Annotated in this window: 13 protein-coding genes; all 13 read left to right on the top strand. The window is 36.0% G+C overall.

Translation table 11 applies throughout. The features are described from left to right. Positions 1 to 15 precede the first annotated feature (15 nt). The 13 genes from NSQ62_RS07760 (at position 16) to NSQ62_RS07700 (ending at position 15,427) form a co-directional block, all read left to right on the top strand. Positions 16 to 3,891: a phage tail protein gene (locus NSQ62_RS07760; RefSeq protein ID WP_341323358.1), complete on the top strand. Its 3,876-nt coding sequence runs from the start codon at positions 16 to 18 to the stop codon at positions 3,889 to 3,891. 15 nt (positions 3,892 to 3,906) lie between these two features. Beyond that, a complete protein-coding gene (locus NSQ62_RS07755; RefSeq protein ID WP_341323357.1) occupies positions 3,907 to 5,301 on the top strand; it encodes a hypothetical protein in 1,395 nt (464 codons plus the stop codon). Between the two features lie 59 nt (positions 5,302 to 5,360). Beyond that, positions 5,361 to 5,540 carry a hypothetical protein gene (locus tag NSQ62_RS07750; RefSeq protein ID WP_341323356.1) on the top strand — a complete coding sequence of 60 codons (180 nt, stop codon included), beginning with the start codon at positions 5,361 to 5,363 and terminating at the stop codon, positions 5,538 to 5,540. Between the two features lie 40 nt (positions 5,541 to 5,580). After that, positions 5,581 to 5,868 (top strand): hypothetical protein, encoded by a 288-nt coding sequence (locus NSQ62_RS07745; RefSeq protein WP_341323355.1) that lies wholly within the window; start codon positions 5,581 to 5,583, stop codon positions 5,866 to 5,868. Beyond that, positions 5,868 to 6,095, top strand: coding sequence for a hypothetical protein (locus tag NSQ62_RS07740; RefSeq protein WP_341323354.1), 228 nt, complete (start codon positions 5,868 to 5,870; stop codon positions 6,093 to 6,095). Before NSQ62_RS07745 ends, NSQ62_RS07740 begins: the two co-directional genes overlap by 1 nt. Before the next feature lie 43 nt (positions 6,096 to 6,138). Then, positions 6,139 to 6,924, top strand: a complete 786-nt coding sequence (locus NSQ62_RS07735) for a peptidoglycan recognition family protein (protein ID WP_341323353.1) — start codon at positions 6,139 to 6,141, stop codon at positions 6,922 to 6,924. A 33-nt stretch (positions 6,925 to 6,957) separates the two neighbouring features. After that, entirely contained in the window at positions 6,958 to 7,401 is a 444-nt protein-coding gene (locus NSQ62_RS07730) for a DUF1617 family protein (RefSeq protein ID WP_341323352.1), read from the top strand. Positions 7,402 to 7,427: 26 nt separating this feature from the next. Next, entirely contained in the window at positions 7,428 to 7,835 is a 408-nt protein-coding gene (locus NSQ62_RS07725; protein ID WP_341323351.1) for a hypothetical protein, read from the top strand. 65 nt (positions 7,836 to 7,900) lie between these two features. After that, entirely contained in the window at positions 7,901 to 8,938 is a 1,038-nt protein-coding gene (locus NSQ62_RS07720; protein WP_341323350.1) for a BppU family phage baseplate upper protein, read from the top strand. A 20-nt stretch (positions 8,939 to 8,958) separates the two neighbouring features. Then, the gene (locus tag NSQ62_RS07715; protein ID WP_341323349.1) at positions 8,959 to 11,289 is read left to right on the top strand and encodes a hypothetical protein; all 2,331 of its coding nucleotides are present in this window, start codon (positions 8,959 to 8,961) and stop codon (positions 11,287 to 11,289) included. A 15-nt stretch (positions 11,290 to 11,304) separates the two neighbouring features. Next, on the top strand, positions 11,305 to 11,571 hold the full coding sequence (locus tag NSQ62_RS07710; protein ID WP_341323348.1) for a hypothetical protein: 267 nt from the start codon (positions 11,305 to 11,307) through the stop codon (positions 11,569 to 11,571). A gap of 130 nt (positions 11,572 to 11,701) precedes the next feature. After that, complete coding sequence (locus NSQ62_RS07705) at positions 11,702 to 13,552, top strand: hypothetical protein (RefSeq protein WP_341323347.1); 1,851 nt, start codon at positions 11,702 to 11,704, stop codon at positions 13,550 to 13,552. A 30-nt stretch (positions 13,553 to 13,582) separates the two neighbouring features. After that, positions 13,583 to 15,427, top strand: a complete 1,845-nt coding sequence (locus tag NSQ62_RS07700; protein ID WP_341323346.1) for a hypothetical protein — start codon at positions 13,583 to 13,585, stop codon at positions 15,425 to 15,427. Positions 15,428 to 15,438: the final 11 nt, after the last annotated feature.

Raw genomic sequence — 15,438 nt, 5'->3', positions numbered from 1 at the left:
GTAAGGAGAGATTTTATGAGATTAGGTGAAATTAATTTAGATTTAAAACCTTTACAACCTACATTTAGTTTATGTAAACCCGATAAGACCATTATTGCTCCACTAAAGGATATTTATAATGTTGAATTATCGGTTAAATTAGGCAAAGTAAATGAATTAAATTTTACAATCCCCTCTCAAATTGAACGCAATCATAACTTGATTGAAAATCCATTAATAGATAAAATTAAGCACCGATTTCTTGTGAAAATGGTATATAACTATCAGACTGAATATTTTGTTTTTCTTGACCAAAATAAGCAATATGATGAAGGCACTGAAAACCTTTCGTATAAATTATTTGGTTTAGGCTACTTATTAGCAGATAAACAAATTAGAAGCTTTAAAGCAGAGGCACAAAGTTTACTTCAAATTGCAAGTTCAATTTTAGAGCATACAAGTTGGAAAGTTACTCACGTTGATGCAGCTTTTAACGTTGGTACTGCGGGCACTCGTAATCATGAAATTGACTCACAAACAATTCTGCAAGCAATTTACGAATTAGCAGATAAATTTAATGCAGTTTTAGTTTGGGACACAGTAAATTTGTCTATTGAATTTTATCAACCCGTAAACATTGGAACAAATAAAGGTTTAAAATTCAAGGAAGGTAAATATCTTGAATCCTTTAACATTAATTCAAATTCAGAAGAAACAGTAACTAGACTCTATGTATATGGACAAGACGGTTTAACCTTCCGCAGTCTAACCCCTACTGGCTCACATTTCATTCAAGATTTTGGTTGGTATATGTATCCATTTGAGCGCGATGTAAATGGAAATATTATTTCCTCTTCCGATTATATGTCAGACGATTTGTGCATTGCATTAGAAAACTATGGGCTAACTCTTGATGCTGTTGGTGGTCAATTTGGTGCGCTTGCAAACGCATTAAAACTGAAGCAAGATGAGATTCAACAGGAAGAGCAGATTTTATCATTGTTAACTGGTGAGTTATCTCAAATTTTAGATGAATTAGACGTTTCAAATGCTGCTGGAGACGGACACACTGAATCACATGATTTAATCATTCAGAGTCGAGTGAATAAAGAGACTGAAATTGCAGCAAGTAATGCTCGAATTGAAAACTTTAAAACCCAAAAAACAACGATAGAAAATGAAATACAGGATTTAAGCGATACAGTCAAGATGGAAAATCATCTTTCCGCTGCTAATTTAATTGAGTTAGATTCATACATTATTGAAAAAGATTACACTAATAACACGATTATAGAAGAAGATGATCTATTAATTGATGGATTAAAAGCATTCAATGAATTTAGAGAACCAAAAGTTAATATGACACTTGATCTTGTCAATTTTCTTTCGTCTCTTGAAGCACAAAATAACTGGAAAAAACTATCTTTAGGCGACATTGTAAAATTGGAATCTCATAGATTACGTATTGGCATAGAAGCAAAAATTATCGAAATCAACTATAATTTTGAGTCTGATGCGATTTCCCTCACAATTGCAAACGAAAAAGAACTAAAAGATGATTATAGAAAATTGCTTGATTTAATCTATACTGCAAACGCTACTTCTACTTCTGTTAATTTAAATAAATTTAAATGGGATATGATTGAAGAGGCAAATAACCTTGTCAGTCAACTTTATTTTGGAGCAATTGATACAATCAAAAACAATATTACCGCAGGCTATTTGCAATCCATTGAAATTACAGAACGTGGTATTATTGTCAGATCGCCTAGTGATCCGATGAGAATGTTAGTTATCCAAAATGGACTATTGGCTTTAAGTAATGATGGTGGTAACAGATGGGCAAATGCCATAACTGCGCAGGGTATCATTGGTGAAACCATTATCGGACGTTTAATCATGGGTAGTCGTTTACTCATTGAAGATGAAAATGGAATCATTCGTTTCTCGGGGTCGCTACAGGAAGTGTTTGATAATTACGGCAATGTTCGTATAGCAATTGGTGAGTATGCTCAAGGTAAATATGGGATGCGTATTGACAGCGGCTCTATTGAAATTATTGGTGACTCTAATAACAATTTAATAGACGAATGGAATAGTGCCGAACAAAATGCAAAAGAATACGCGGACGGATTATTAAATGGTATTCAAGAAGAATTTCAAGATGTTAGTGAAGCTTTAGCAAATTTAGATGATTTTATATACGGTGCATTTTCAGATAATGTAATTGACCTTGCAGAGAAAGAAGCTTTAAAAGTTCATATTGAACAAATAAACATTCAAAAAAGCGAATTGGACGCTCGCTACACTGAAATTTATACAAATTCTTTTTTAACTGGAACGCCTAAATCAAATTTAGCAACGGCAAAATCATTTAGTGGTACAGGCGGTGGTTACGATCAAGCTCATGTTAATTTACTTACTGCAATCACTGTTGCGATTCAACTTGGAACAGTTTCCCCTGCGGACAAAATAGCGGCCCTTAATGCAATTACTGCTGCTTTTACAGATTACCGAGCAAAGTTGGCTAATCTCTCGAAACGTATTGAAGAAGCCTTAAAAGCAATTGAAATAGCAATTCTTGCACAAGCTGGCGGTGATGCAAGAGCATACGCAGATTCTATTAAAGCAAGTTTAGATGCAACTATTGGAACTTTAAGCAACACAGTGGCAGATTTGAGTAGTATTATAGATGGCGCATTTGAAGATAACGTAATTGATATTGCAGAGAAACACGCGCTTGCAGCACATATTGAGCAATTAAATAATGAAAAAGCAAATTTTGATACTCAATATACAATGATTTATGCAAACCCAAACTTAGCGAGTACAGCTAAAACAAATTTATTAGCAGCTAAAACAAATGGTACTACGGGCTATGATATAGCTCATACAAATTTAATATCAGCGATTAATGTCGCTATCGCAGATAACCTAATTACAGATGCAGAAAAAACATCTGTAAGCAATGCGTTTAGCACATATCGAACACGATTATCTACTTTAGTTACTAGACTGCGAGAAGCTATCGAGTATATTGAAGTGATTATGGCCGCTAAAACACTACAAGATGCAAAAAATCATACTGATGAGAAAGATACTTCAATTCGTAGCGATTTGCGCTTAACTTCCCCTCTACCTACTTCTATCACATTAAACTCGAACGGCATTACTGCCTTTAATACTTCCGACACTTCAAAGCTTGCACGTATGGATCATCGTGGGCTGTATGTTCAAAATGGGGCAATTGATTTACGCACTGGTGCTGCATCAAACCGTGGCGTAATATTTGATGGGACTGGACTTAGAGGTTATAACACAAGTGGTACAAGAACTTTTGAAATTGATTCCTTCGGCAATGCTTATTTTTCTGGACAATTAAGTGGTGCTACTGGCTCATTTAGTGGAAGCCTAAGTGCTGCTACTGGTACTTTTAGTGGAAGTTTAAGCGCAGCAGGCGGTTCATTTAATGGAGACATAAGTGGTGCTACGGGTACTTTTAGTGGGAATTTAAATGCTGCGGGTGGAACATTTAGAGGGCAATTAAGCAGTGCTACGGGTACTTTTAGTGGAAGTTTAAGTGCTGCTACTGGATCATTCAGCGGGAGTCTTAGTGCTGCTACAGGTACTTTTAGTGGAACTTTGTCGGGTAATTCTATTATTGGTGCTGTTATTACAGGTGGTTCAATATCATCGAACACAAGCATTAACATAACTACTGATATTAATGTTGGTAACAACATTTATTTAGGCGACCAAACTTTCTCTTCCGCAAAAAGCATCGTCTTTAGTAATGCTGCAAGAATCGTAGGCACTTGGTCAACTTTAAAATTCTCAGCATCTCATCTCGACTTTTCAGATGTCTCTACAATTTCATGGGGCACTATTGCGCCTGTCGCTAGATTCGGATAAAGGGTGATTTTATAAATGGCATACGTAAGTACAATAAGTACGACACAATCAAGTATCACTGTTGATATTTCTGATTTAGGCAGTCGTCAAAATACCTATAATCAATTCCGATTTAGGATTAGTAGTGGTTCATGGAGGTATGTAAGCGTTCAATCTGGCTATACAGGATACGATAGCCCCAACTATACATTCACAGGATTATCAGCAGGAACAGCTTATTATATCGAGGGCGAAGCACAAACGAATTCTTGGTATAGTGCTACTCCAAAATGGGCAAATACAGATTCCGCACCGATTGTTTATCCACCCTCTACCCCTTCCATGTATACTCCTACTCCTAATTCCCAGACTGCTATAACATTTAGTTGGAGTGGCGTAAGTGGAGCTACGTACTACGAATTATATATGGGCTACCCATATTATGAAACAAGATATATTTATCAAACTTATTACCAATGGTTAAACCTCTCACCTGGCACTCAATATGGAGCACAAGTTCGAGCGTATGATAGTTCTAAGGGAATGTATTCTGATTGGAGTTCGATGGCTTATGCCTATACTAATTCACCACCTCCCCCACCGCCTACTCCACAAATGTATACTCCTACTGTAAATTCACAATCTGCCATAACATTTAGTTGGAGTGGATCGAGTGGTGCTACCTACTACGATTTATATATGGGTGCGCCATTATACGAAACAAGATATATTTATCAAACGTATTATCAATGGTTAAACTTATTGCACTCTACCAGATATGGAGCACAGGTTCGAGCATATAGTAGTAATTCGGGATTGTATTCTAGTTGGAGTTCGATGGTTTACGCTACAACTAATTCACCACCTGTTACAGCAGCCCCTACGGGATTCACGCTAAGAGCTAGTGCTAGTACAGAAGTTGTAGCGTCTTGGAATAGTGTGAGTGGCGCTACTAATTACGAAGTTGCAATTTACACTCCAATTAGTGTGTCGTACACAACAACTTCTACATCACGCGCTATTGGAAATTTATCACCCAACACCTATTATGCAGGATACGTAAGAGCATATAGTGCTGCGGGTGGGTGGTCAGCATGGTCAGGTGCTAGTGCAGTTACAACGCCAAAATCAAGACCAACTGATTTTAATTGGACGTATGCGAAAAATAGTGGAGGTAATTTCAATCTGACAGCTACCGAGTGGAATAATTTGTGCGTTAAAATAAACGCCTTCCGAGAATACAAAGGGCTTGGCAGCTACACATTCACTACTGCGATTACAGGACAGCCCTTTACCTACAATCATTATAACCAGGCGAGAAACGCAATTAACTCAATGAATACGAACATTCCACCGTATAGAAATCAAAATGACACTATTTACGCAAGTGAGATTAATCAGCTACGAACGTCACTCAATTCGATTAGTTAGAATGAGGAACGTTATAAAATTTAACATAAATAAAATATTATATTAAAGGGGAAATTATAATGATCGTTAATTTACTATTACATGATGGCATTAAATATAGTGAGGAAATTTCAACTTTTGATTTAGATCAGTTTATTAGTGAAGTTAACACCGATACACACAAAATGATTAAGTTTGGGCGAGTCGGTGTTATGAAAACTGCAATTAAAACGGTTGACACAATTCCAAATGAAGAGTAATACACAACATAAATAAAGTTTCATTAAGGATGTGTCTTTAATGGTTAATAAGAAGAAAACAACATTTTTAAATGATGAAGATGGACTGAGTGCGAAAGATTATTTATTAATTCTTTCTACTTCCATCTTTTTTTTATTTGTAACAATTGGATTACTTTTAGTTTTATTTGGTTCGCAAATAGACGGAATGTATTTATCTTTACTGGATATGATTGTTCCCGTGCTTATGACCGTAGTTGGTGGTGTCATGGGAGTACAAGCTGTTGAGTCATTTACTAATCGAAAAAAACACAATACAAATTCTAATAATTCGGAGGATGATATTTAATGAAAATTGACTGGAAAAGAAAGCTGTCATCAAGAAAGTTTTGGGCTTTAATTGCTGGTTTTGTTGGTTCTTTATTGGTTGTATTTAATGTTAGTGAAAATGAGATCGCACAAATCATTGGTGTAATCACAGCCTTTGGTACGGTGGCCGTATATATTTTTGCGGAAGCAAGTGTCGATAAAGCTTCAATCGGTGAGAACCGCGATGACCTTAAAAATGACGAATAATCCCCTCTTCCTTTGCGAACTAGTTTAGAAAGGAGAAATATGCATGACTTTTAAAATGAAATTTCCTATGAGACAAGACATTCTTCCTAAAGGAACTAAGCGATACAGCGGCACTAAAATGTCAGGTGTTAAGTTTGTCGTTCTCCACGATACAGGCAACCCCAATTCAACCGCTCAAGGGAATGTTACTTACTACAAGAATTCAGCAAATACAATGTCTGCATCTGCTCATGTTTTTATTGATGATAAAGAAATTATTATTTGCATCCCTCTTAATAATAAAGCTTGGCACGTTCTTTATAATGTTACAACGGATAATAAGATTTATGGAGACGATGCGAATGATATTGCAGTTGGCGTTGAATTATGCTACTTCCCTAACGATAAAAATCGTACATTAGAAGCTTATAAAAAATATGTATGGTTTAACGCATGGTTAGCTTATGAATACAAAATGAATCCACACACAAGTTTTATTGGACACCATAAACTAGATCCTGGACGTAAAGTTGACCCTGTTAGCGCGCTAAAAGTAATTGGTAAAACATATGAAAACTTATTGCAAGATATTGTGAACGAATATATGGAATGCATTACGGAAAATAAAAATGTATCTACCCCTATTCCCACTAAAAAGGAGACGACTAAAATGTACAAGCCTTCAGCAGATGCGATGTTACAAGATACAATTAAAATTCTAAAACAAATGGAAACTGCCAAAAACGGCATTAGTGAAAAATGGCGATTAAAATTAATGAATGGTGAATTAACTGAAAGTGATGTAGTCGGATTAATTTTTGTTGCTTTAAGTCGTGGATTATTTAAATAAAAATTATAACTGAAAACAAGGAGAGTTTTATTTATGAAATTTAAAAACTTTGAAATTGATGTATTATGCAAATTCCTTTATGAAATTAGTTTAAGTGGCAAAAGCTCGCGAATGAGAACACGATTTGTTAGATTATTAGAAAATTACTCGACAAACGTTATTCAAAATGATCGGAGAGCAATGTTTGATGAATACGCAATGAAAGATGAATTCGGTGAATTTTTACTTAACGAAACACAAACAGAAGTAATTCTAATTCCAGAAACACAGGATAAATTTCATGCCGAAATGAATGAGCTTATGAATGAGGATTTTATTCTTGATGAAACCGAAGCTAATCGAGAAATGATTTTAATAACAGGTAATGCACTTTTAGAATGTGATATTAAGTTAAATAAAGATGATGCAATTGTTTACGATCAATGGTGTGAAGAATTTGAAAGCGCAATTGAACGATACGCAGATAAGGGGGATTAATAAATCTTTAGAATGGGTGTGAAACTATGGAAAACGACTGCAATAAAACGGAGCTTATTTCTCGAATAGTTAAACTAGAAGAACGAGATATTAGTAAGGAACGTAGTATTAAGAAATTAGAAAAGGATACAGAAGCATTAAACCGTTTAGCTATAATTGCCGAATTACATCAAAAATCATTGGACTCTATTAATCAAGCTCTACTGAAAATCAGTGAAAGTAATCAAGTTATTGCTTATGAAGTTCAAGGATTAAAAGATGATATTGCTGTTGTAATGAATGACGTAGATAAAGTAACGATTAAAGTTGAAAATATTGAAGCAGCGGATACTATTAATATTCCAAAATCCTTCAAAAAAGCAATGGGATGGTTCTTTTCCGCAATTATCGCTGGTGTTGCAAGTTACATTTTCATTAAATTAAATATGAAATAAATAGATAATAAGGAGAGCAAATATATGCGTCTCCTTTTTTACTTGAAAAGGAAGGTGTAAAAGAAATGTTTAAAAATGAATATATATTATCCGTGGACATAAAGAAAAGCATGTCAACTATTATCCCCATTTTCGTACAATATGATAGCGCTACACTAGTTTTTAAAATTTATGATAATGGAAAAGCATTTGATTTAACTGACTTTACTAGCGCAGAAGTCTCACATAAACTTCCAGACGGAACGGTTGTTATTGGTTATGGTGCACTTGAAACATTATCTGATGGCATAAAAACTATTCGTTACACTTATCAAGGAAATGAAATGAGTCAACCTGGTTTTGTTTCTACTTCACTTTCTGTATATTCGGCTGATAAGAAGGTTTCTATTCTACCATTTAAAGTAGAGATTGTTGGCGATACTTATGAGGAATCTATTGGAGCTTCACCAGAAATCGGTATTTTACAACAGTTAATTACTAGTGTTTCGGGTGTTTCGGGGCAAGCAACACAAGCGGTAGCTAGTGCGAATCAAGCAGTTGCTCAAGCGAATATCGCAATAAATAATGCCCAAGCAATTGCAGACAATACTCGCTCTATTGGCGCGTTTAATCTTTCTACAGCTTATCTAAAGAATAATATTGTAACCTCAAATGGTTCTTCATGGATCGCACTTGCAAATACACAAAACAATCCCCTACCTACTTTACCGACAATACAAAATACTTGGTGGAGATTGTTAGCGCAAAAAGGTGCAGATGGTACTGGCGGCGGCACTGGCGTTACAGTCGTAGATGCTTCCACAACTGAAAAAGGTATTGTCCAACTTAACAATACATTGACTAGCACATCTACATCACAAGCAGTTACCGCAGCACAAGCAAAACTATTAAATGATAATCTAACTACTCATACTTCTATTGTCGCAACTACTTCACAGGCAGGCCACGTAAGACCCGATGGCACTACAATCATAATTGATAGTAACGGTATCATCTCGTCTGTTGGTGGCGGTGGTTCAACTGGTACGGGAGAAGGCATTATTGTAAGTGGTACTGCTCCACCTTTATTACCAACTGGCGGTATTTGGTATCAAGTATTGTGAGGAAGGAGGATTAAGAACAAATGGTAAACAAAAAAATAAAAATGAATGAAAAAAATTCAAACGGCACTTACAATACCCTTCATCCAGAAACAACGATAGAACAAGTTATTAATCCTTCAACTGGACAAAATATTGTAGAACATTTTTTAGATACGACTAAAAAACACATTGAAATTGTAGATGAAATCCCAACCAATTTAGAAGGAAAAGGTATTTTCTTTAAAAAGGAAGATGCAACTTTAAATACTCCCGATAAACCTATTACATTTCAAGAGATATATACTGTTATAGGAAATATGGATTCACTAACGACTTCTCAAAAAACTTCTTTAGTTGCTGCTATAAATAGTTTGAAGTCAACTATGGATCAACACGCAAACGATGCAGTACAACATATAACAAGTGCGGAGCGCACAGCATGGAATGAAAAAACTCCTACCTCCATAGCAACAACTAGCTCAAATGGGCTTATGAGTTCTGCTGACAAAACAAAATTAAACGGAGTCGCCACAAATGCAAACAATTATACACACCCCGCTAACCACCCTGCTTCCATCATCATCCAGGATGCTGACAATCGTTTTGTCACTGATATGGAAAAAGCTACATGGAATGAAAAAACACCTACTTCTATAGCAACAACTAGTTCAAACGGACTTATGAGTTCTTCTGACAAAACAAAACTAAATGGAATTGCTGCAAATGCAAACAACTATACCCATCCCACTAGTCATCCAGCATCCATCATCATCCAAGATGCAAATAATCGGTTTGTAAGTGATGCCGAAAAAAGTATATGGAATGAAAAAACTCCTACTTCCACAGCAACAGCTAATTCAAACGGACTCATGAGTTCGGGAGACAAAACGAAATTAGACGGAATTGCTACAAATGCAAACAATTACACACACCCTTCTAACCATCCTGCTTCCATTATTACACAAGATACTAATAATCGTTTTGTAACGGATGCTGAAAAAGCCACATGGAATGAAAAAGCTCCTAATTCCACAGCAACAACTAGTGTTAGCGGACTTATGAGTTCTGCTGATAAAACAAAACTAAATGGAATTGCAACGGGCGCAAACAACTATACACATCCTGCCAATCATCCAGCATCCATCATCATCCAAGACACAAATAATCGGTTTGTCACGGATGCCGAAAAAACTACATGGAATGCCTCTAGTTCCTTAGCAACAACCAGTGTAAACGGACTTATGAGTTCTGCCGACAAAACAAAATTAAATGGAATTGCCGCAAGTGCAAACAACTACACCCACCCCACTAATCATCCAGCATCTATTATTACACAAGACGCAAATAATCGGTTTGTGAGTGATATTGACATAGCTAAATGGAATACAAGAGAAACAAGTACAGGTGCGCAAGCTAAAGTCGATATTCACGCAAACGACTACACTAAACATGAAGGCATTGCTCGAACGTCAGGAACGGGTAGCGTATATGATGTTACTCTAGCCCCCGCACCGACAGCATACGTAGAAGGTATGGGATTAGTATTGTCCATTCACGCCTCATCTATTATGAGCCCTTCGGTTAATGTCAATGGACTTGGTGGTAGAGCGCTTCGTAATGCTGATGGAACTAGCGTATCAGACTTGAGAATAAATGGTGTGTATACATTCCGCTACAGCACTACTACTAACTCCTTTATTCTACAAGGCGGTATGGGAAGCGGTTCTGATTATGTAGATGGTACAGTAATTATTTATGTTAACAATAATGGCTCAGACACAAATGATGGAAAATCTGCTGCTACAGCAGTCAAGACTATTGCTAAAGCCGTGGAACTGGTGAAGAGAGTCAACGCTAAAGATCGTGAGATTAAGCTGGCAGAATATCAAGTTTTCAATGAGGTTGTAGACTTATCTGGTATTCATGGAAACAGATTGACGTTCAACGGTACGTACAATGCTAGGGCAACAGTTAAAGGTTTTAGGATAGAAGATTCAACAGCGCTCATTCGTATTATTCATACAGATATACGCGTTATAGCACCTATAACAGAAGTATATGTGTATGGAGCATATATTTTAAATTGTCCGCTCGTTCACATCTATTATGGTACGTGGGAAGGTGTGGTGATCGGGGTTGATGTAAGTTTCTCTAAAGTTTCTGTTGAATACATCACTTTTAATAACGTGCCTGGTTCAATTATAGAAGCTGATAAAAGCTCGTATGTTTATGTCGATCAATTGTCTGGTTCGAATCCTGCATCTACAGCATCTACGTATAATTCATACGCGTCCATTATTACAGGTCGTCCAGGTACGGTTACAACTCCGATGGCGCAACGTAAAGGTACTGGCGGTCAAATATTCTTTTAATTAGGAGGCTATACAATGAAAGTTTTATATTTTGGAAATCATCGTCACGAAGCAGAGAAAATAGTCAAAGATACTGACAGTATTATCGGCTATACAGAAGGTAAAGAAGTCTTTAGTTTACTAGGCATAAGTAATTTTGAAATGATTCGTTTAGAGGAAGGACAAGAATACGACTTACCCACATTGTCTATAGAAGAACAATTAGAGGAATTACGACAAGAGAACGCTAGATTATCACAAACTTTAAATATGGTAGTGGCACAGTTGTTACCCCCTAAGTAACCACGCTTTTCTGAAGTTTGGTAGTCATTTTTTTGAAAAATCACCTATTAAAATAAATATATACTGTGCCACCCTCCTTTAGGAGTGGGTGGTATTTGGTTTGAGGTGTAATTAGGAGGGTTAAGGATAAATGGTAAACAAAAAAATAAAAATGAATGAAAAAAATGCTGATGGTACATTTAATGTTTTACATCCAGAAACAACTATAGAGCAAGTTATTAATCCGATAACTGGCGACAGTATAGTGGAGCACTTTGTAGATACAACTAAAAAACATATTGAAATTGTTGATGAAATTCCAACTAATTTAGAGGGTAAAGGAGTATTTTTCAGTAGAAATGGCAATGGCAATGGCAATGCGCCTAATAAACCTAGTGTTAATATAACGGCCGAATCAATTGGTATTGTTCCAAATAATTCTAGTAGAGCGCAACATAACGTGACAATGCTTAATAATTTTCTGAGCGCTAATTCGGAAAAATCAATTGTGTTCGGTGATAATGAATACTATTTCAACGATACAATTATTTTAACAAACTCGAATGCTTTGTTGGGCACTCATAGCACTGAGTTACTATTAACGGTGACTAATAAGGAATTTATAGACTTCAATCCTATGTGTAGATTAGAAAACATGCGTTTGTCTGTTCCTCGTGGTCACGATAAAATCGCAATCATAATTCACAATAAAGATTTTATGACTCCTTTTTGGGATCATGGGTTTATTTCCTCAATTAGAGATATTTTTATATTTGCTCATGCACAAACAATGGCAACGACAGGAATATCTATAAAATCTGAATCAGATTTTAATGCCACTGGAATTACAATACACAATGTATATATTATGAATTGCTTAACGGGTATTGAAATTTTTAATATTGGCACTGGCTGGTCTAATGGAATTTTTTGTGAGGATATTTATTTGTTGGGTTGTAGGTATGGCATCCGTAATACGGGCGATGGAAACAGGTTCACTTTCACTTTTCAATTTCGTATGCCTGAAGTCGCACAGGATGACAAGGCTATAATTTGTGGAGGAAGTCATAATAACTTTACTGGAATGATATGGGATGCTCCAAAGAATGATTATTTCATAACAATACTATTCACTAGTCAATCGGGATATAACGTTGTTTCTGGAATGGGATTCAGTGTGACTTATATTTTGACTCATATTGCAGATTATGGAAGAAGTAACAATATCGTTACTGCTGAAAATGATTATGCTTACAGTCCACAAATAGCCGATAATTATAGCTACGACTCAGATAACAACTGGATTATATCTAGGTGGACAAATTTCAAAGGATTATATTCAAATGTCCTATGGAACGCTAATAAATTTGCTACTGTAAATACTAACTTGGGTAGTGGCGTATTATGGTACGGAAACTTAGATGATTTCTTTACAATGAACAAAGTAACAATTTCTCCTGTAACTGCAAGTAATCCTATGGTAATTGAGATTATTTTGCCTACTATATATTACGGAGTTCCAGAAATGGGAATTACATTTAACGATGGTTTAATTCCTAAAAATGTGAAAATTGAATATTCTAGTTCATTGAATGGAAGCTATACGACAGTAATAGACACAATAGATAATAGAAATAGTTGCGTTAGATCATTGATTTCCATGATTGGAGCGAATGTTGCGAAGATGAAAATAACTTTGTCAGAGGGCATTTATAACGCAGCGCTAAATCCTAATAGTGTAATTGGTATTGGAACTATTTACATGTATTCAAATAATCATATGGGAAATTATTATGTGAATTCTCGTGGTGGAGAAATTTATGGCAGCATAAACATGAACAAAAACGTTATTAATAACAAGGTATGGGAGAATGGGATTACCGCAAATCGACCTTCAAATCCTGTGGCATTTCAAGAATTTTTTGATACTACTCTTAATAAACCAATTTGGAGAAATGCTACTAATTCTGCTTGGATTGATGCAATTGGAAATACAGTATAAGTAGAAAATCATTTTAAGGAGGTGGTTAAAATGGCGACATTCAATCATAAAATTGAAGTTGTAAATGGGAATAATGTTGATACTTTTCATCCAGAGACTAATAGTGAGCAAGTATATGATTTTACTAATGAGAATTGGTTAAATTCAATCATTGGAGTATTAAGTACATTATCTACTACTCAAAAATCTTCACTCGTTGCAGCTATCAATGAAATAGCTAGTAAGAATTCTATTGAAGTTGTTGATGAAATCCCGACTAATTTAGAAGGCAAAAATGTTTTCTTTTCGAAGCAAAGTGGCTCGTCTAATGCTCCTAATAAGCCCACGATTGAAGAAGTATTCGATGTACTTGACTCACAAGCTTCACAATTTGAAAAAATTGATAAACGTTCGAAAGGCATAGTAAATATTATAGACTATCAACATTTGGTCGTTGATGATGATTGGACAAATGCAATTAAACAAGCCATAACAGACGTTCCCGAGGGAGGCACGGTGGAAATCCCGCAAGGTGTGTACGATCATACAGGGTTTAGAGTACCCGCCAAATATATAAATTTTCGTGGTAGCGGTCGATTCGGTTCGGGTTTACGAAATATTTCGTTGAACGATGCGATAACTATTGAAGAAAATGCGGAACGTGGTCTTTTTAAAGATCTTGCTATATTAGGAAATGGTACGAGCATTTTTGGCACAAACGCAACGAGCGGGCATGGCATTGTATTTTTGAATAATTCTATATCATGGAATTTCGAAAACGTAACGGTACGCGGGCACGGTGGCGATGGTTTTCACGGAGGCGATAACGGACACGTTAACAACATCAATATTGTTAATAGTGAAATTGAATTCAACAAGGGATGCGCCGTACATTTTGTAGCAACAGCAGGTTCGCATCAAATAAACGGCGTTAATGTGCGTGGTTGTAACATTGCAAATAACGGGGGAAGTGGTTTTGAATTATGGGGCAACAGTATAAATATTGAAGGTAATACCGTACAAGGAAATAGAAAATACGGGTACGATATTAATTCGGATCTTGTTCGTGGGAGTGGCCCTATATCGTGCGATTCCATCAACATCAAAGGCAATTACTCTGAGCAAAACTTTTTGGGGTTATTGCATGTTAAAGTCGATAAAATCGATGAGCCACGAACACTAAAGTACATTAGCACTGTAAATTTTTATGATAATTTTGGGCATGAAAATTTACTGGATAGTTCGGTTACTAGTTTAGTTAAGATAGAGGCGGGCGCTGGGTTAGACGGTTGGGGCGTTTTTGCGAGAGCTATAAAGTCATTTAACTACGAAAAAAATTCTTTGTATTCAAACTATCCAATACCAATTTTTGATGGTGGGGATGTGCTAGACAGTGCAAGCACAATTATTTCAAACTCACTAACCGAGGGAACGCCGTATTACTTAAATTTAGGAGCTGCTAAATTTAGTGTAACAAATAAGCTAAAGGTACTGAATAGCTTTTTGTTAGCAAGAGGAGCAGTTGAGTTTAATGACATTACAACAGGCCGAAGCGAAAATATAACAGAAAACAACACATCTATATTCTATCCCGTTGACATGGAGAATTACAGAGCTATAAATATGGTGGGATTAATGATTGATACAGACCGTGAAAATTTGCGTGTTGATTTCATTTTTCACGGCAGACCGTCAGCAAGTAACGCCGCTTATACTGCAATGCACACGTTTTATTTGTTGCCAACACCAGGGGCAAGGTTTGTAGAATCGGTAACGGGAGGATTCAATTCCTTTGAGGGGAATGACGACATCTACTTAGAACTTAAATTCTACTTCCGAGCAGATGATCCAGGAACATTTTTACATGTATACAACCCGCATTACAGATTCGAATAGTTTACTTAAAC

The organism is Solibacillus sp. FSL H8-0523, assembly GCF_038051985.1.
Lineage (GTDB): Bacteria > Bacillota > Bacilli > Bacillales_A > Planococcaceae > Solibacillus.
This window is presented reverse-complemented; position numbering and strand designations above follow the sequence as displayed.